Origin of the sequence: Rhodococcus sp. A14 (assembly GCF_011603105.1) — a bacterium.
Taxonomy (GTDB): domain Bacteria; phylum Actinomycetota; class Actinomycetes; order Mycobacteriales; family Mycobacteriaceae; genus Rhodococcus_F; species Rhodococcus_F opacus.
The window spans coordinates 16,798-33,693 of record NZ_JAAOQS010000037.1 but is presented as its reverse complement, the minus strand read 5'-3'; the positions used below and the strand labels follow the sequence as shown (position 1 = coordinate 33,693).

Annotated in this window: 16 protein-coding genes and 1 riboswitch; of the genes, 6 read left to right on the top strand and 10 right to left on the bottom strand. The window is 68.3% G+C overall.

The features are described 5' to 3' along the window. Positions 1-58: 58 nt before the first annotated feature. Positions 59-266: riboswitch (cobalamin riboswitch) on the bottom strand. A 125-nt stretch (positions 267-391) separates the two neighbouring features. Genes G9373_RS20425 through G9373_RS20410 form a run of 4 tightly spaced genes read right to left on the bottom strand, consistent with a single transcriptional unit; the run spans position 392 to position 3,855 of the window. Then, positions 392-1,000 carry a response regulator transcription factor gene (locus G9373_RS20425; protein WP_133986126.1) on the bottom strand — a complete coding sequence of 203 codons (609 nt, stop codon included), beginning with the start codon at positions 998-1,000 and terminating at the stop codon, positions 392-394. Continuing rightward, positions 997-2,112 (bottom strand): histidine kinase, encoded by a 1,116-nt coding sequence (locus G9373_RS48220; RefSeq protein ID WP_240482884.1) that lies wholly within the window; start codon positions 2,110-2,112, stop codon positions 997-999. The genes G9373_RS20425 and G9373_RS48220 overlap by 4 nt, the downstream gene beginning before the upstream one ends. Positions 2,113-2,131: 19 nt before the next feature. Then, a complete protein-coding gene (locus G9373_RS20415) occupies positions 2,132-2,908 on the bottom strand; it encodes an ABC transporter permease (RefSeq protein WP_005255218.1) in 777 nt (258 codons plus the stop codon). After that, complete coding sequence (locus tag G9373_RS20410) at positions 2,908-3,855, bottom strand: ABC transporter ATP-binding protein (protein ID WP_133986127.1); 948 nt, start codon at positions 3,853-3,855, stop codon at positions 2,908-2,910. The genes G9373_RS20415 and G9373_RS20410 overlap by 1 nt, the downstream gene beginning before the upstream one ends. A gap of 282 nt (positions 3,856-4,137) precedes the next feature. On the opposite strand from G9373_RS20410, the gene G9373_RS20405 reads away from it, so the two are divergent. Beyond that, the gene (locus tag G9373_RS20405; RefSeq protein ID WP_133986128.1) at positions 4,138-5,226 is read left to right on the top strand and encodes a 3-deoxy-7-phosphoheptulonate synthase; all 1,089 of its coding nucleotides are present in this window, start codon (positions 4,138-4,140) and stop codon (positions 5,224-5,226) included. Here the strand turns inward: G9373_RS20405 and G9373_RS20400 are convergent, their stop codons facing one another. From G9373_RS20400 to thpD, 3 genes are all read right to left on the bottom strand, one after another. After that, the gene (locus G9373_RS20400) at positions 5,227-5,874 is read right to left on the bottom strand and encodes an alpha-ketoglutarate-dependent dioxygenase AlkB (RefSeq protein ID WP_133986129.1); all 648 of its coding nucleotides are present in this window, start codon (positions 5,872-5,874) and stop codon (positions 5,227-5,229) included. 172 nt (positions 5,875-6,046) lie between these two features. Continuing rightward, a complete protein-coding gene (locus G9373_RS20395; RefSeq protein ID WP_133986130.1) occupies positions 6,047-8,197 on the bottom strand; it encodes an MMPL family transporter in 2,151 nt (716 codons plus the stop codon). 168 nt (positions 8,198-8,365) lie between these two features. After that, positions 8,366-9,277, bottom strand: a complete 912-nt coding sequence (thpD, locus tag G9373_RS20390; protein ID WP_133986131.1) for an ectoine hydroxylase — start codon at positions 9,275-9,277, stop codon at positions 8,366-8,368. Positions 9,278-9,422: 145 nt separating this feature from the next. On the opposite strand from thpD, the gene G9373_RS20385 reads away from it, so the two are divergent. The 3 genes from G9373_RS20385 to G9373_RS20375 all read left to right on the top strand — a co-directional run bounded on the left by G9373_RS20385 (position 9,423) and on the right by G9373_RS20375 (position 11,682). Then, on the top strand, positions 9,423-10,070 hold the full coding sequence (locus G9373_RS20385; RefSeq protein ID WP_005255230.1) for a LysE family translocator: 648 nt from the start codon (positions 9,423-9,425) through the stop codon (positions 10,068-10,070). A 79-nt stretch (positions 10,071-10,149) separates the two neighbouring features. Further along, positions 10,150-11,193, top strand: coding sequence for a zinc-binding dehydrogenase (locus G9373_RS20380; protein ID WP_133986132.1), 1,044 nt, complete (start codon positions 10,150-10,152; stop codon positions 11,191-11,193). A gap of 63 nt (positions 11,194-11,256) precedes the next feature. Then, on the top strand, positions 11,257-11,682 hold the full coding sequence (locus G9373_RS20375; RefSeq protein WP_005255234.1) for a VOC family protein: 426 nt from the start codon (positions 11,257-11,259) through the stop codon (positions 11,680-11,682). A 7-nt stretch (positions 11,683-11,689) separates the two neighbouring features. Here G9373_RS20375 and G9373_RS20370 read toward each other — a convergent pair whose 3' ends face one another. Beyond that, the gene (locus G9373_RS20370) at positions 11,690-12,727 is read right to left on the bottom strand and encodes an AraC family transcriptional regulator (protein WP_120659669.1); all 1,038 of its coding nucleotides are present in this window, start codon (positions 12,725-12,727) and stop codon (positions 11,690-11,692) included. Continuing rightward, positions 12,724-13,911: a pyridoxal phosphate-dependent aminotransferase gene (locus tag G9373_RS20365; RefSeq protein WP_120659668.1), complete on the bottom strand. Its 1,188-nt coding sequence runs from the start codon at positions 13,909-13,911 to the stop codon at positions 12,724-12,726. Before G9373_RS20365 ends, G9373_RS20370 begins: the two co-directional genes overlap by 4 nt. A gap of 120 nt (positions 13,912-14,031) precedes the next feature. On the opposite strand from G9373_RS20365, the gene G9373_RS20360 reads away from it, so the two are divergent. Beyond that, entirely contained in the window at positions 14,032-14,631 is a 600-nt protein-coding gene (locus tag G9373_RS20360) for a carboxymuconolactone decarboxylase family protein (protein ID WP_005244202.1), read from the top strand. Here G9373_RS20360 and G9373_RS20355 read toward each other — a convergent pair. Further along, complete coding sequence (locus G9373_RS20355; RefSeq protein ID WP_005561794.1) at positions 14,606-15,526, bottom strand: sigma-70 family RNA polymerase sigma factor; 921 nt, start codon at positions 15,524-15,526, stop codon at positions 14,606-14,608. The two genes, G9373_RS20360 and G9373_RS20355, sit on opposite strands and share 26 nt — an antisense overlap. Before the next feature lie 279 nt (positions 15,527-15,805). On the opposite strand from G9373_RS20355, the gene G9373_RS20350 reads away from it, so the two are divergent. Continuing rightward, entirely contained in the window at positions 15,806-16,876 is a 1,071-nt protein-coding gene (locus G9373_RS20350; protein ID WP_005561795.1) for an ABC transporter substrate-binding protein, read from the top strand. Positions 16,877-16,896: the final 20 nt, after the last annotated feature.

Here is a 16,896-nt window from a genome sequence, read left to right as displayed (position 1 = left end):
GTGCTGCAGCGCGAGAAGGTCTACACGCCCAATCCACGAGGCGGTAACCGTCGGGCACGGCGTGCCCGACACAGTCGGCAGGTCTTCGGACTTGCAGGCAGCCGGTGTGACATCACACCGGACCTAGTGGCCGTCGCTTCCCAGGCGGTTGCCCAGTGCATGGTGACGGCGGTCGTTCCTGCTCACCGCTGCGGGACAGTCCCGGATTATCACCGGGTTCCCTCTCACACGCGGACTCCGGGGAGGCCGACGTGCTTCGACGCCAGGTGCGGTCTTCGGGGCTCCTCACGACCGTGCCGGGCGAACCAGCTGCACCGGCCAGCATAGGCCTTCGGCCCGTGCGCCTTTTTGGTAGCCCCAACTACCAAAAAGGCGCACGAGCCCGGAGGGCCTACAGCCAGCCGTTCGACTCCGCGGCGCGGACGGCCTCGGCGCGGGTGCTGGCGCCGGTCTTGCCGATCGCCGAAGACAGGTGATTGCGTACCGTGCCTGCCGACAGGAACAGTGCGGCAGCGATCGAGGCGACCGGCGCACCGTCCCGCGCCGCCCGCAGCACGTCGGTCTCCCGGTCGGTGAGCGGTGATTCCCCGCTGACGAGACTGTCGGCGGCGAGAGCCGGGTCGACGACGCGCAGTCCGGCATGGACGCGCCGGACGGCGTCGGCGAGCTGCCGGGCCGGGGTGTCCTTCACGACGAACCCCGATGCACCACCCTGCAGTGCCTTGCGCAGGTACCCGGGACGACCGAACGTCGTCACGATCAGGATGCGGGTCTGCGGCATCTCGGTCCGCAGTGCCGTGGCCGCGGCGATCCCGTCCAGGCCGGGCATTTCGACGTCGAGGAGCGCGACGTCGGGGGAGTGCTCGCGCGCCGCCGCGACGACCTCGTCGCCGCGCCCGACCTCCGCGACGACCGTCAGGTCCGCCTCCAGGTCGAGCAGGGCGGCGAGGGCACCGCGGACGAGTGCCTGATCGTCGGCGAGCAGCAGCCGGATCGTCACGGGACCTCTTCCTTCAGCACGTGCAACGAGAACCCGCCCGGTTGCGGATGGGTGATGACGACCCGGGCTCCGGCGGCCGCGGCGCGCTCCCGCAGGCCCACCAGCCCGTTCCCGTGCACGGATTCGGCGCAGCCGGCGCCGTCGTCGACGACGGTGACCTCGCGTTCGCCCACCGTGACCGAGCAGTGCGTCGCGCCGCTGTGCCGGACCACGTTGGTGACACCCTCGCGGACCGTCCACGCGAACAACTCGCGCAGGCCGGTGGGCACCGACTCGGTGCTGTTGGGCAGCTCGGCCTCGATTCCGGCCGACCGCAACGCTTCCCCGGCCCGGGCGATCTCCACCGGAAGCGACAGCCCCCGGATTCCCTGCACGGCCTGCCGGACGTCCGCGAGCGCGTCGCGGGAAAGGCGTTCCAGGTCTGCCACTTCCGTGCGGGCCCGGTCGATGTCGATGTCGAGGAGCCGGCCCACGAGTTCGGCCTTGACGGTGATGACGGTGAGGGAGTGCCCCAGGATGTCGTGGAGGTCGCGGGCCATCCGGGTGCGTTCCTCCTGCACCGCGAGTCGTTCGCTCGCTTCCCGTTCCCGGACCAATTCGATGTTGCGGTTGATCAGCTTGGTCACCCCGAACATCGCGAATGCTGCCGCGCACACGCCCAGCGAGAGCCCGGTGCCCGACCCCCAGTCCATCACCGTGGAGATCACTTCCACGAGAACTGCGACGGTCAGCGCGGTGAGCCCGCCGAGCCACGCGGGGAACAGCATGACCGCGGAGACGGCGAGGAAGACGCCGGCGGACAGCCCCGACGACCCGACGGCGACCACCATGACGGCTGCGAGCCCGAACAACGCCAACACGAGCGGTACCGCCTGGTTCAGCGGTGGCCGAAACTCGTTGTGCGCGCGCCGGGTATGCGACCACCGGAACATCGCAAGGTACGTCACCGCGAATGCCAGCGTGGCGATCATCCCGATCCAGCCCCGGACCTGATCGCGGGCGGCCCACCCGTCGAGGAACGGCTGGAACAGGAAGACCGTCCACGCGGCGGCGAAAATGAATCCGAAACGGCCCCATCGCCTGGTCACGACGGGGCCGTCGGGGGTGGTCACGGCAGTCACGATACCGCCGTCACACTCGCTCGGTGTCGCGCTGGAAACGCCACGCCGCACCGCCGACGAAGATCGCCAGCCACACCGCGACGTTGAGGAGCCACGTCCACTGCATCGCCTCACCGGTGAGCGGTGCGTGCACCAGCTGACTCAGCCCGTACGTGGGCATGAACTGCGCGATCGACGCCCACACCGAACCGTCCTGAAGCGGCATGAACAGCCCGCCCGCGAAGCCGAGCACGGCGAGCCCGGGGCCGAGGATCTGCATGACGTTCTCGCTCGGCAGCAGGTACCCCATGAACAGGCCGAACGCGGCGAACACTGCGGATCCGAGCCAGGTGATCAGGGCCGTCGCGAACCACAGGGACGTGTCCATCCGGACGGACGTGAACGCGCCCACGAGGTAGACGACGCCGACGGCCCCGAGCCCGAGCATCATCGCGACGAGCACCTTGACGAAGATGTAGACCCCGGGGGACAAGGGGGTGAGCCGCAACTGCCGGCTCCATCCCGACGCCCGTTCCACCGACACCATCGCGCCGCCGCTCGTCGTCGCGATCATCGCGCCGTACAGCGCCATGCTGATCATCACGTACGCCGAGACGTTCCCGTTGCCCGCGCTCTCACCCGAGTAGCTGGGGTTCAGGCCGAAGATGAGGAAGAAGACGACCGGCATGACGAGAGTGATGATCATCGTGCGCCGATTGCGCAGCAGCCGGCGCAGTTCGAGTCCGAGGAGGGTGGCGTTGAGGCCGCCGAGCGGGGGAACGCGGCGGGGTACGGCGAGGGTGGTCATCAGTTCGATCCTTCCGTGGCGGAGTCGTCGGAGGTGAGCGCGATGAACGCGTCTTCGAGTCCTCGGGAGACGATTTCGAGGTCGCAGGCAGGCGTCTGCGTGAGGAGGTGGCGGGCCACGGCGTCGGTGTCCGTCGAGTGGACGAGGACGCTGTCACCGCGCACCTCGATGCTGTCGGCGCCGGGAATCGCGAACAGCTGTTCCCTGTCGGCGCCCGGGAGGTGGGCGCGCACCGTGCGTCCCGTGGCCAATGCCTTCACCTCGGCAGCGGTGCCGTCGGCCACCACTTTTCCCTTGCGCACCAGCACGATCCGGTCGGCGTGGGCGTCGGCCTCCTCGAGATAGTGCGTCGCGAAGACGACGGTCCGGCCGCTGTCCGCGTCGGCGCGGATCGCCGACCAGAAGTCCCGCCTGCCCTCGACGTCCATGCCCGTGGTCGGCTCGTCGAGGATCAGCAGCTCGGGATCGGAGAGCAGTGCCATCGCGAACCGCAGTCGCTGCTGCTGACCTCCGGAACACTTGCCCACCAACCGGTTTGCGAGATCGGCGATGCCGGCCCGGGTGAGGACCTCGCCGACCGGCCGCGTGTCGGCGAACAGGCTCGCGGTGAGCCGGACGGTCTCCTCGACGGTCAGTTCCTTCAGCAGGCCGCCCGTCTGCATGACCGCCGAGACCAGACCCTGCGCGATCGCGGTGCGCGGATCGGTGCCGAAGACGGACACCTCACCGGCTGTGGGGCGGGACAATCCGAGGACCATGTCGACGGTGGTGGTCTTGCCGGCGCCGTTGGGGCCGAGGAACGCGACGATCTCGCCGGGCCGGATCTCGAGGTCCAGGCCCCGGACGGCGTGAACGTCACCGAAGTTCTTGTGGACGCCGCGCAGGCTGACTGCCGGAGCCGGCGACGCGGAGGCCTTCGTGGAGGTGTGGAGCGCTGTCGATGTCATGCAATCAGCGTGCGATCCCGACGGCCGCCGACCCCCACACGTCCGTCACGACCTCACCGTGACAAATGTCAGGGGCCAGGGGTAGGTGTGGCGCCGATCGGGGGCAGCCGTTACTGTGGGCGCCATGCAGCGCGCATATTTCTGGTTTAGCAGGCCGGCCCCGGGTGGGCCGGTCGGCGTAACCACGCGCTGACTTCTTCCACCCCAGAGCCGGATTACAGACCGGCTCGCGGGAATCTCCACAGTCTTCGAGGGCCGGCCTGAGAACAGGAACCCGAACCCATGACTGTCACCCTCGACACCACTACCAGCACTGATCGGCTGGACGACCAGCGCACCGCGAGCATCAGCCCGCTGGTGGCCCCGTCGGTCGTGCGCCTCGAACACGCCCCTGACGACGTCGCGTCCGCGACCGTGCGCTCCGGCCGCGCCGACACGGTGAACGTGCTGAACGGCGACGATGATCGACTGCTCGTCGTGGTGGGCCCGTGCTCGGTGCACGACCCGGACGCCGCCATGGACTACGCCCGCCGGCTTGCCGCGAAGGCCGAGGAATTGCGCGACGACCTGCACATCGTGATGCGGGTCTACTTCGAGAAGCCGCGCACCACGCTCGGCTGGAAGGGCCTGCTCAACGACCCGCATCTGGACGGCACGTTCGACATCGACACCGGGATCCGCATGGGCCGCAAGCTGCTGCTCGACGTGTCCTCGCTCGGCCTGCCGGTCGGCTGCGAGTTCCTCGACCCGATCATGCCGCAGTACATCGCGGACCTCGTCACGTACGGCGCGATCGGTGCCCGCACCGCCGCCAGCCAGGTGCACCGCCAGCTGTGCAGCGCGCTGTCGATGCCGGTCGGGATCAAGAACTCGACGGAGGGGGACGTGCAGGTGGCGGTCGACGGCACCCGCGCCGCCGCGGCGAGCCACGTGTTCCCCGGCACCGACCTCGACGGGCAGGCCGCGCTGATCCGCACGGTCGGTAACCCCGACTGCCACGTCATCCTCCGCGGGGGCAGCGACGGACCGAACTACGACGCGGAGACGGTGGCGGACACGCTCGCCCGGCTGCGCAAGGGCGGTCTGCCGGAGCGGGTCGTCATCGATGCCAGCCACGGCAACAGCAGCAAGAACCACGAGAGGCAGGTCGACGTGCTGAACGACATCGCGGTGCGGCTCGAGGAAGGCGAGAAGGGGATCGTCGGTGTGATGGTGGAGAGCTTCATCGAAGCCGGTCGTCAGGACCTCACGCTCGGAAAGGCCGAGGACCTCACGTACGGCCAGTCCATCACCGACGCGTGCATCGACTGGAACACGACGGCGGCGCAGCTGGACCGTCTCGCGCAGGCAGTGGCCGCACGTCGGAAGTGATCACCGCACGCCTCTCGTGCGGAACTGCACGCTGATCCGCGGTCCGAGCGGGCGGGTGCTCTTCGGTACGCAATGCTCCCAGGTGCGCTGGCAGGAACCACCCATCACCAGCAGGTCACCGTGGCCGAGCGAGTACCGGATCGAGTGCCCGCCGCCGCGCGGACGCAGCAGCAGCGGACGCGCGGCGCCGAGCGAGAGGATGGCGACCATGGTGTCTTCGGTGCGGCTCCGGCCGGTGTCGTCGCCGTGCCAGGCGACGCTGTCGGAGCCGTCGCGGTAGAAGCAGAGTCCGGAAGTGGCGAACTTCTCGCCCAGTTCGGGCAGGTAATGCGTGCTCAGGGCGTCGCGTGCCGCGACCAGCAGCAGGTCGGGGAGCGGCTCACCCTCCGGGTAGAACCGGACGAGGCGTGGGACGTCGACCACCCGGTCGTACATCTGGCGCCGCTCCGCCTTCCACGGCACCGTCTCCGCGAGCGTGGTGAACAGCTCGTCGGAACCGGTCAGCCACCCAGGCCGCACGTCGACCCACGCTCCCGCCGTGAGCATGCGACGCTGCACCGTCGACCCGAGCGCGCCTAGATCGACACCGAACGACGCGTCGTCGAACAGTGAGGCCTGGAGCGCATACCGCGCATCCGCGGAAGTCATGCCGCCATGCTACCCGATATTCGAACGTATGTTCCCACTGTTTTCTCGAGGCGGCAGTCGCCGCTCAGACGCACCCCTTCTTGGTTCGCGCACTACTTTTGGGGCCCTGGAAGGAGTGCGGCTGCGGAGAAGTGGTGCGTCTACACGGAAGCCCGGGGAACGGCGGCGGTTGTCACCGCGGCACCGCAGGCTCGCGGTCGTCGCCGGTGTCGACGGTCGCCTTCTGCCTGCTCGGCCACCAGAAGGCGCGACGTTCGAGTGCCGCCAGGCTCGGTACCAGCATCGGGGCCATCGCGAAGGCGGCGATGGCGACACCGATCGCGACACCGAAGCCGAGTTCGGCGAGGTTGGCCAGTCCGGTGAGGGTCAGGGAAGCGAAGGTCAGCGCCAGGATCAGACCGGCGGCGGCCACCGTGGGAGCGTCGTTGGAGACGGCGATCCGCGCGGACTCACGCGGGGTGTACCCGTTGCGGAATTCCTCGCGCAGTCGCGAGGCCAGCAGGATGTTGTAGTCGGTGCCGATCGCGACGACGAACAGGTACAGCACGATCGGAATCGAGAAGTCGATCCCGTCGTAGCCGAGGCCGTGCAGAAACAGGATCACCACGGCGCCGAGGGTGGCGACGAACGTGAGTGCGACGCACACCAGCAGGTTGAGCGGGGCGAGCACGGCGAGCAGGAGCAGGGCGAGAATCAGCGCGATGGCGACTGCGGCGACGGGGAACACGAGGCGCGTATCCGCCGCGAGTTGCGCGCGGACGTCGACGAACGTGGATGTCTGCCCTCCCACAACGACTTCCGAGCCGGGGACCGCTCCGTGGGCGGCGTCGCGGATCGGTCCCTCGACGAGGTCGAGGGACGCGTTCGAGTAGGGGTCGTCGGCGAGTACGACGTTGACGAGCGCGGCTCGACCGTCCTGACTGGGTCGCGGCGGGGCGACCGAGGACACGCCCGGCACCTGCGTGAGAGCGGTGACGAGCGGGGTCAGCGACGCGGGATCCAGCGGTCCGGGAGCCACGACGTACACCTGGGTCGGGCTCAGCGCACCCGCGGGAAAGGATTGATCGAGGGTGTCGAAGGCCTGCTGTGACGGCGTGTCGGAGGGCAGTTCCCCCAGCGTGTTGTACGTCGACTTGTAGCCGGACGCGAAGGAGGCGAGCGCGATCAACACGACGCCGATCGCGACGGCGAACACGGCTGGCCGGCGCCCGATCGCGGCGCCGATCGAGGCGAACGGGGTGTGGGGGCTGTCGTGCCCCGGTCCGAGCGGCCAGAACAGGTGGCGGCCCAGCACGGTGAACACGGCGGGGATGAGCGTCAACGCCGTCACCAGCATGACGGCCACGGCGACGATGAGTCCCGGCGCGAGCGTGGTGAGCGAGCCGAGTTTCGCCAGTAGCAGGGCGGCGAACGCGACGATGACCGTGAGCGCCGACGACGCGACGACGCGCCCGACGACGTCGGTGGAGAACACGAGGGCCTCTCGATGGGTGTCGGTGGTGGACCCCGCCGCGGCCTGCTGCCGGAGACGTTCGCGATAGCGGAACAGCAGGAAGACGATGTAGTCGGTGCCGACACCAAAGAGGACGACCACGAGTATGGATTGCAGCGACGTGCTGACCTGAAAGTCGAACAGATCGGCGAGCACGGCGGTCAGTCCGGTGACCACCGACAGCACCACACCGATCACGACAACCGGCAGCACGGCGATGACGGGGCTGCGGAAGATCAGGCCGAGCAGGGTGAGGATGACGATCACCGTGGCGATCGTGATGACCTTGTCGGCGTTGTCGTAGGCGGCGGTGGTGTCGACCTGAATGGCCGCGTTCCCGGTCAGCCCGCTCACCAGGCCGGTGCCGTTCAGTTGCTGCTCGGCGTCGCCCCGGATGACCGGCACGGCGTCGTTGACCTGGTCGTCGCCGGGTTGTCCGTCGAACACCACCTGCAGTGCGGCGGCCTTCCCGTCGGCGGACAGCGACGCAGGCGACCCCTGCACGCTCACGACTCCCGGGATCGCCGAATTCTGAAGCGTGGTCGCGAGATTCAGCGCCGTCTGCTGGTCGGCGGGTGACAGCGGGGCGGCGTCGGCGCGGACCACCACCAGGCTGCCGGTGGCGCCCGACAGGCTCGGGAAGTATTCGTTTCCGACGGCCTGCGCCTCGGAGGACTCGAATGAACTGGGCAGGAACGTCTGCTGGTTGCCGGTGGTGTAGTCGTCGAGACTCGGTGCGAACAGGATGACGGCTATTGCCGCGACCACCCAGGTCGCGATGACGTGCCACGGGTGTGCGACGACAGTGCGCGCGATGTAGGCAAACATCATTCCCCGTTCCGGGAGATGAAGGTTCGGCCGGCGCCCGGCCGGGCGGTCGAACCGTGCCCAGTCATCGTCGCATGCAGGACGGCGCGAAGGCTACGGGTTTCGCGGCATCGACAGACCGCGGCCCCGCTCCGACGTCAGGGAGCGGGCCGCGGTACGTCATGGTGCTCGTTACCGCAAGGGGGTGAAATCCCGGCTACCGAGGTAGTCGGGGCGCGGGGCGGGCGCCGAGAACGGATCCGTCAGGGTGTTCTCGACACTGTTGAACACGATGAAGAGGTTGGAACGCGCGAACGGCGTGATGTTGCCGTTCGAACCGTGCATGCAGTTGGAATCGAACACGGTGGCGGAGCCGGCCGGTCCGGTCATCATGTCGATGCCGTACTCGTTCGCCATCCGGGTGAGCGTCGGCTGATCGGGCGAACCCGTGGGTGGAACGTAGCTGACCAGCGATTCCTTGTAGTAGTCCTCGGGGGTCTCGCCGGCGCACGACACGAACGCGCGGTGAGATCCGGGCATGATCATCAGCCCGCCGTTGTGCCCGTAGTTCTCGGTGAGCGCGATCGAGATACTCGCGGCGCGAGGAGTGGGCATGCCGTCCTCGGCGTGCCAGGTCTCGAAGTCGGAGTGCCAGTAGAACGGGCCGCCGGAGAAACCGGGCTTGAAATTGAGTCGCGCCTGGTGGACGTAGACGTCCGAACCGAGGATCTGCCGGGCGATACCCACCACCTCGGGGCGGCGGATGATCTCGTCGACGACGTCGCTGAGACGGTGGACGTCGAACACGGAACGGACGGCGCCGTCGCCGTTCTCCCGCACGACCCGGCCGTCGCCGCGCAGCGTATCGGTCTCGGCGAGGCGGGTCATCTCGTCGACCAGGTTGAACACGTCGCGTGGTGGGATGATCGACTCGGCGGAGTGATATCCGCGTTTGTCGTAGTCGGCAATCTGATTCGCGGTGAGCGGACCGGAGCGGGTATCACCCCGTTTCTGGTCCGACCAGGTGACCGGGTCCTGGCGGACGGTCATCGTGCACTCGTTGCGGTCCCTCGTGGGGTAGTTGTCGGCTACGGCCGTACGCATAACTCGTGTTTCACCCTTTCGGATTGGACAACGCTTTACTCTTCCGACGTTCCCACTGGTCGTCGACGAATGCAACCCGGACACAGGTCCACCGAGGCCGGACTGGACCGCGACGGCGCGTCGCCGCGGTGGGATCGTCACGGGCATGATCGATTCGGCGGCGGTACTCGGAGTGGCGGCGATCGCCCTCGGCATGGTTCTCACACCGGGACCGAACATGGTGTATCTGGTCTCGCGCAGCATCACTCAGGGCAGGGCGGCGGGGCTGGTCTCGCTGGCCGGGGTCGCTCTCGGATTCCTGTGCTATCTGGCTGCTGCGACACTGGGCATTTCGGCGGTGTTCTCCGCCGTCCCGCAGGCGTACACCGCGCTGAAGCTGGCGGGCGCGTGCTACCTGGGCTGGCTGGCGTGGCAGGCGTTGCGGCCCGGCGGGCACGCGCCGTTCGCGCCTGCCCGCGGGCTGCCCCGGGATTCGTCCGCCCGGCTGTTCCTGATGGGGCTCACGACCAACCTGCTCAATCCGAAGATCGCGGTGATGTACCTGGCGCTGATCCCGCAGTTCGTCCACCCCGGCGCTGGGCCGGTGTGGTTGCAGAGCCTGCTGCTGGGCACCGTGCAGATCGTGGTCGCGCTCACCGTGAACGCGCTGATCGTCTGCGTCGCAGGAACTGTCGCGGCGTTCCTGTCCGGACGCCCGGTGTGGCTGCGTGCGCAGAAGTTCGTGATGGGAAGCGTCCTCGGCGGCCTCGCCGTTCACCTCGCTCTCGACCGGACGCGGCCCGCGACGGTCTGAACCGGCAGTGGCCTGAATTATGCACGCATGAGCATGTTTCGCGGGTACCGTCGGAAGCGACGACGACGAAGGGTGAGAGATGGCCGAGACCATGCGGGCGCAGCGATTCCATGCCGACACGAAAAGCATTGCGGTCGAAAATGTTCCGATTCCGGAACCCGGACCCGGTGAAGTGCTCGTCAAAGTGGAGTTCTGCGGCATCTGCCATTCCGACCTGAGCCTGATCGACGGCACGTTCCCCGCGCTCCTGCCCGAGGTGACGCAGGGCCACGAGGCGTCGGGCACCATCGCGAAACTCGGTGCCGGAGTGACCGGCTGGTCCGAGGGAGACCGCGTCGTGCCGTCCGCGGGCCGGCCCTGCTTTGCGTGCCGCAACTGCCGCCGCGGGGACCTCACGAACTGTCTGAGCATCCAGCTGATGGCGTTCGCCTACGACGGCGCGTGGGCCGAATACACGGTGGCGCAGGCGGGGGGACTGACCCGCATCCCGGACAACGTTCCGTTCGAGCAGGCGGCCATCCTCGCCGACGCGGTGTCGACGCCGTTCGGCGCGGTCGTGCGCACCGGCAAGGTGGTGGTCGGGGAGACCGTCGGCGTGTGGGGCGTGGGTGGAGTCGGCACCCACATCGTGCAGCTGGCGCGCCTGGTCGGAGCTGTCCCCGTGATCGCGTTCGACATCAATCCCGCTGTGCGGGAACGTGCCCTGGAGCTCGGGGCCGATTACGCATTCGACTCCCGGGACGAGAACCTGAAGGAGAAGGTCGCCGACGCGACGGGCGGCCGGATGCTCGACGTCGCGTTCGACGCGGCCGGACTGACAGTGACGTTCGAGCAGGCACTCGACTGCCTGACGGTGGGAGGCCGACTCGTGGCGGTCGGGCTGAGCGCCCAGGAGGCCTCGGTGGGCACCACCGCGCAGTTCGGACTGTCCCAGAAGCAGGTACTCGGCCACCTCGGCTACAAGAACGTGGACATCGAAACCCTCGCCGAACTGGTGTCCCGTGGCCGCCTCGACCTGTCACGGTCGATCAGCGAGATCATCCCGCTCGAGGACGTCGCAAAGGGCATCGAGAAGCTCGCGAACCACGAGGGAGACCCCATCCGGATCCTCGTCAAACCCTGACACCGGCAGGTGCCGGGATTCGGCTCACTGGGACCTGTCGGTGCCCCGCTGTACCGTCGGGCCATGGGATATGAATTTCAAGTCACAGTGGACTCGGAGAACCCGCATACCCTGGCCAAATGGTGGGCGCAGACGCTCGGCTGGGAGGTGGAGCCGAGCAACGAGGAGTTCATCCGCGGGCTCGTCCAGGCCGGCCACGCGCAGGAGTCCGACACCATGGAGTTCGAGGGTGTCCTGGTCTGGCGGGAGGGCCAGGCCATCCGCGATCCGGAGCACCCGGAGCGCCCGCGCGTGCTGTTCCAGCTGGTTCCCGAACGGAAGACGGTGAAGAACCGGCTCCACCTGGACATCAGGGTCGGCGACGCCCGCTACGAGGTCGCCGAGAAGCTGGAGCAGTCCGGCGCCACCGTGCTGCACCGCGGCCGCCAGGGACCGAGCGAGTGGGTCACGATGGCAGACCCCGAGGGCAACGAGTTCTGCGTCAGCTGACGCGCTGTCACGCTCCGCGGTAGGAACTCGGGGTGCTGCCGGTCCAGCGTTTGAAGGCGCGACGGAACGCGCTGGGCTCGGAGAAGCCGAGTCGCGCCGACAGGTCCTCCACGGTCTCGCCTCGTCGGAGCCCGGCCACGGCGGCGTCGCGGAGCACTTCCTCGCGCAGCTGATTCAGCGACGTCCCCTCCTGCCGGAGCAGGCGGCGCAGGTGGGGGACGCTGATCGACAGCATCTCCGCGATGTCCTCGGCCGTCGACGTCCGGCCTTTCATGCCCAGCTCGAGGACCCGGCGCACCTGCGCCGACGCCGTGCTGTCGTAGTCACGCTCCGACATCAGCAGCGTCGGTGACTCTCGGAGGTAGTCCTCGAGCGTCTCCTCGGTCTGGATGATGGGCGCCCGCATGACGGCGTTGTCGAATTCGACTGCGGGAAGGTCGGAATCGAATGTCACGGGGACACCGAAGATGTGATCGTAGTTCTCGGCGAGGTGCGGCAGCGGCGCCGGATACGGCAGTTCCACTGCCAGCAACCGGACCCTCTTGCCCACGAGCCACGCCGCGAAACGATGAAGCAGGATCAGCAGGAAATCGGTGGTCACCCGCGTCGCCTCGAGCGACGACTGCACGTCCTCGGTGGACCGTTCGGCCGCGGCCGGGCGGATGTCGATGGTCATCCGGGTTCCGCCGTTGACACCGGGACCGATGTGCAGCGCGGGCAGCGACGGCAGGGCGCGCAGGATGTCGGCCATCCGCTCGAGAGCGGCGGACAGATCCGCGGTGTGGATCAGCGCGAGGCAGACGAGCCGAAACGTGCCGCGGGGGACCGGGGCCGGCCCGAGCCCGAACAATTCGTCGCCCGTGATCTGCCAGACCGCCTGGGTGAACGCGGTGACCTGGGTCGGCGTCAACCGGGCCAGCGGATCCTCCAGCGACGCCGTCGTGATTCCCGCCGCCGACAGCGCGGGGGAGAGATCGACCCCACTGCGCGCCGACAGCTCGAGCGATCGCCGGACGAAGTCGGCGGGGATGGTGCGGGCAGTCACGATCCGGGCTCCCCGAGGGTCCGGAGCCGCCGCGCCGCCTCCTCGAGCACGTGGTCCTGCTTGCAGAACGCGAACCGCACCAGCGGGTTCCACGGCTGCGGATGGTCGGTGAACACACTGACCGGCACCGCGGCCACGCCGATGCGCTCCGGGAGCCTGCGGCAGAAGTCGATGCCGTCGCGTTCGCCGATCGCGGTGATGTCGGCGCACAGGTAGTACGTGCCGCCGCCCGAATGGACCTCCAGACCGGACGCGACGAGCGCGTCGTAGAGCACGTCCCGCTTGGCCTGCAGACTGTCCCGCAGCTCTTTCACCCACTGCTGCTCGTGGCTCAGCGCATGCGCCACCGCGGGTTGGAACGGTCCGCCGCCGACGAAGGACATGTACTGCTTCGCGGTCCGGACGGCGTCGATCAGTTCCGCCGGACCGCACGCCCAGCCGATCTTCCACCCGGTGACGTTGAACGTCTTGGCGGCGCTCGACACCGAGACGGTCCGTTCGTACATTCCCGGCAGAGTGGCCAGGGCGGTGTGCGTTCGGCCGTCGAAGACCAGGTGTTCGTACACCTCGTCGCTGAGAACCAGCAGGTCGTGCTCGCAGGCCAGCTCCGCGACGGCGGCGATCTCCTCCGGGGTGAACACGGTGCCGGTCGGATTGTGCGGGGTGTTGATCACCAGCATCCGGGTCTTCGGTGTGATCGCGGCTCGCAGAGCGTCGAGGTCGACGAGGAACTTCGTGCCGGAGCGGGCGAGCGGCACGCTGCGTCGCACCGCTCCCGCCAGCGCGACCGACGCTGCGTAGGAGTCGTAGTACGGCTCGATCAGCACCACTTCTTCACCCGGTTCGACCAGCCCCAGAATGGCGGCGCTGATGGCCTCGGTGGCGCCGACGGTGACCAGCACCTCCGAGTCGGGGTCGTGGTCGAGCCCGTACCGGGCCAGGCGGTCGGCCGCGACAGCGTGTCGGAGCACGGGCATGCCGGGGCCGGGTGGGTACTGGTTGAGCCCGTCCGCGATGGCTCGGCGCGCGGTGTCGAGCATGGACGCGGGACCGTCGGTGTCGGGGAAACCCTGGCCGAGGTTGATGGCGTCGTGGCGCACGGCGAGCGCCGTCATCTCGGCAAAGATGGTGGACGCGAACGGCTGCAAGCGCTGGACGGTGCGGTTGCGCGGCGTTGCGGGCATTACTGCAGCGTAGTCGGTGTGGCGGCGAGGGTTGCACAGGGCCGCGTCACGTTCTGCGGGGCTGTCTCGTCTTCTCTGTAGACGGCGCGCGAAGGGCGCCCGGTGACGATGGAGGACGCAATGCCCCGCATTCCCGCAGTGGCCCCGGCGGACGCGAGCCCGCTGGTGAAGGTCGCCTACAAATATGCTGCCCACAAGTTCGACGAGGTGCCCGAGCCGTTCACCGTGCTCGCCCATCACCGCAAGCTGTTCGTCGCGTCGGCCCGGCACGAGCTGGCGGTGCAGAAGGCGTCGACCGTGCTTCCCGCGAACGTGCGGGAGATCGCCGTCTACCGCGTGGCGTGGACGATCGGCTGCTCGTGGTGCGTGGACTTCGGCACGATGCTGCAACGCCTCGACGGCCTCGACGTGGAGCGGCTCCAGCACATCGCCGATTACGCCGACTCGCCCGCGTACAGCGAGGACGAGCGCGCGGCCATCGCATACGCCGACGCGATGACGGCGACGCCCACCACGGTCACCGACGAACAGGTGGCAGACCTCGAGCGCCGGTTCGGCCGGGCCGGTGTCGTCGAACTGTCCTACCAGATCGGCATCGAGAACATGCGCGCCCGGATGTACTCGGCGCTGGGCATCACGGAGCAGGGTTTCGGCACCGATTCGTGCCGGGTGCCGTGGGCCGACGACGCCGCGGTCACGAAGGAAGGCCCGGGAGCCTGATCCCGCCGAACTTCTCCGGATTGGCGATGTCGTACGCCGCGTAGACGAGTCCGTCCCGGACGGTGAACCCACCCACTCGCGGCGGCGAGCTGCGGTGGGCCTCGTCGCCGGTGAGTGCGGCACTGAAGAAGCCCAGCTGGCCGTTGACCAGGACCGGCTGCATGACGGTGAACACCGCCGGCCCGTACCGTTCGATGAGACCGAGGAAGAAGCGGGCGAACTTGTCCGCGCCGCGGATGACGTTGACGGCGGTGCTCGTGGTGCCGTTGGCGTCGCCGATGACGAGGGCATCCGGGTGCAGCGCCGCGACCACCGCGTCGAGGTCGCCGGCGGCGAGTGCCTCGAGCAGTCGCTGCACGGCGAGCGCATGCTCCTCGTCGGGAACGGCGGGTGTGGTTGCGGCAGCGGCCTTGCGGGCCCGCGACGCGAGCTGACGCGCCGCGGGCGTCTCGATTCCGAGAATCCCGGCTACCTCGTCGAACGGCACCCCGAAACCGTCGTGCAGCACGAACGCAACCCGTTGCGCAGGGGTGAGCGTGTCGAGCACGATCAGCGCGGCGAGGCGGTTGTCCTCGTCCCGGACGACCGCTTCCAGCGGGTCCGGCTCGGCTGACGGCGACAGTCCGGTGACGATGGGTTCCGGAAGCCATTGGCCGACATACTGTTCCCTCCGCACCGCGGCCGACCGCAACCGGTCGAGGCAGATCCGCCCGACCACCGTCGTGAGCCACGGCCGGAGGTCGCGGATGTTCGCGGCGTCCGCGTCGTCGAGTCGTAGCCACGACTCCTGCACGGCGTCCTCCGCGTCGCTGACGCTTCCCGTCAGCCGGTACGCTACGGAGAGCAGATGCGGCCGGTGGGACTCGAATTCGTCTACCAGCGTCGCAGTGGGCATGCCGATATCCTACGTGCGGTCCAGACATAAAATCCGTCGTGTGCGTAACCGTTGACCCTGGTGGTGGGTCCGGACGTATGGTGTGGCGACCACACCACGTCCAGGGAGTCTGCCATGTTCCAGTGTTTCGGCTGTCGTAGCTGACCTGGCTTTTTCGCACCCCTTTTTCTTCTGCACGTCCTGCTCACCCGTCCGGCGTCCGCCGGGCGGGTTCGGGAGTGCGCTCGCAGGACCCGCCGCTTCGTCGTGGGCGGGCATCACACACTAGGAAGACCTTCGATGATTCGTCCACGTTTCGCGCGGACTCTGGCCGCAGCGGCCGCCCTTCTCACATTCACCAGCCTTGCTGTCGCGTGCTCCGGTTCCGAGACCACCACGACAGCCGACGGAAAGACGGTGTTGCGCTACGAGGGGACCACGGGACAGGTCTCGTTCCCGGAACTCGCGGCCGACCTGGGCTACTACCAGAAGGTCGAACTGAACTGGATCGGCGACACCACCAGTGGGCCGCAGAGCATCCAGAATGCCGCCACGGGGCAGACCGACTTCGGTGGCGCGTTCAACGGTGCGGTGTTGAAGCTGGCCGCGGCCGATTCGCCGATCACGTCCGTCATCGGCTACTACGGCTCCGACAAGGAGACGTTCAACGGGTACTACGTGCTCGACGGAAGCCCGATCACGTCGGCACGTGACCTGATCGGCAAGAAGGTCGGGATGAACACGCTCGGCGCGCACCACGAGTTCCTCGTGCGTGAGTGGCTGGCGCGGGAGGGCCTGACCCCCGACGAGATCAAGCAGGTCGAGTTGACCGTCGTTCCGCCGGTGAACACCGAACAGGCGCTGCGGCAGGGTCAGATCGACGTCGGCACGCTCGGAAGCGTGTTCCGCGACAAGGCGGTCGAACGCGGCGGCATCCGCCCGCTGTTCACCGACGAATCCATCTTCGGTTCCTTCACCTACGGTTCGCTGCTGTTCCGCGACGACTTCATCGCGAAGAACAAGGACGCCGTCGCGGACTTCGTGCAGGGCACGGCACGCGCGATCCGCTGGACCCAGACGACTCCGCGCGACGACGTGATCGCGAAGTACAAGGACATCATCACCAAGCGCGGCCGCAACGAGACCACCGACCTCGTCGACTACTGGAAGACGCCGGGTGTGGCGGGTCCCGGTGGCGTGATCACCGACAAGGAGATTCAGACCTGGATCGACTGGCTGGTCCGCAACGGGGAACTCGAGGACGGCAAGCTCACGCCCGCCGACGTCTACACCAACGAGTACAACCCGTACGCCAACGGCACGTACCCCGCCGACAGCGGCCCCGACGGACAAGCGCTGGCCGCCAAGTGAACTCCACCCCAGATCCCCAC

Bases quoted from the DNA above. Each gene is read 5' to 3' on its own strand.
- G9373_RS20415 (WP_005255218.1), bottom strand. From the start codon at position 2,908: ATGACCACCCTCGCCGTACCCCGCCGCGTTCCCCCGCTCGGCGGCCTC.
- G9373_RS20410 (WP_133986127.1), bottom strand. From the start codon at position 3,855: ATGACATCGACAGCGCTCCACACCTCCACGAAGGCCTCCGCGTCGCCG.
- G9373_RS20405 (WP_133986128.1), top strand. From the start codon at position 4,138: ATGACTGTCACCCTCGACACCACTACCAGCACTGATCGGCTGGACGAC.
- G9373_RS20400 (WP_133986129.1), bottom strand. From the start codon at position 5,874: ATGACTTCCGCGGATGCGCGGTATGCGCTCCAGGCCTCACTGTTCGAC.
- G9373_RS20395 (WP_133986130.1), bottom strand. From the start codon at position 8,197: ATGATGTTTGCCTACATCGCGCGCACTGTCGTCGCACACCCGTGGCAC.
- thpD (WP_133986131.1), bottom strand. From the start codon at position 9,277: ATGCGTACGGCCGTAGCCGACAACTACCCCACGAGGGACCGCAACGAG.
- G9373_RS20385 (WP_005255230.1), top strand. From the start codon at position 9,423: ATGATCGATTCGGCGGCGGTACTCGGAGTGGCGGCGATCGCCCTCGGC.
- G9373_RS20380 (WP_133986132.1), top strand. From the start codon at position 10,150: ATGGCCGAGACCATGCGGGCGCAGCGATTCCATGCCGACACGAAAAGC.
- G9373_RS20375 (WP_005255234.1), top strand. From the start codon at position 11,257: ATGGGATATGAATTTCAAGTCACAGTGGACTCGGAGAACCCGCATACC.
- G9373_RS20365 (WP_120659668.1), bottom strand. From the start codon at position 13,911: ATGCCCGCAACGCCGCGCAACCGCACCGTCCAGCGCTTGCAGCCGTTC.
- G9373_RS20360 (WP_005244202.1), top strand. From the start codon at position 14,032: ATGCCCCGCATTCCCGCAGTGGCCCCGGCGGACGCGAGCCCGCTGGTG.
- G9373_RS20355 (WP_005561794.1), bottom strand. From the start codon at position 15,526: ATGCCCACTGCGACGCTGGTAGACGAATTCGAGTCCCACCGGCCGCAT.
- G9373_RS20350 (WP_005561795.1), top strand. From the start codon at position 15,806: ATGATTCGTCCACGTTTCGCGCGGACTCTGGCCGCAGCGGCCGCCCTT.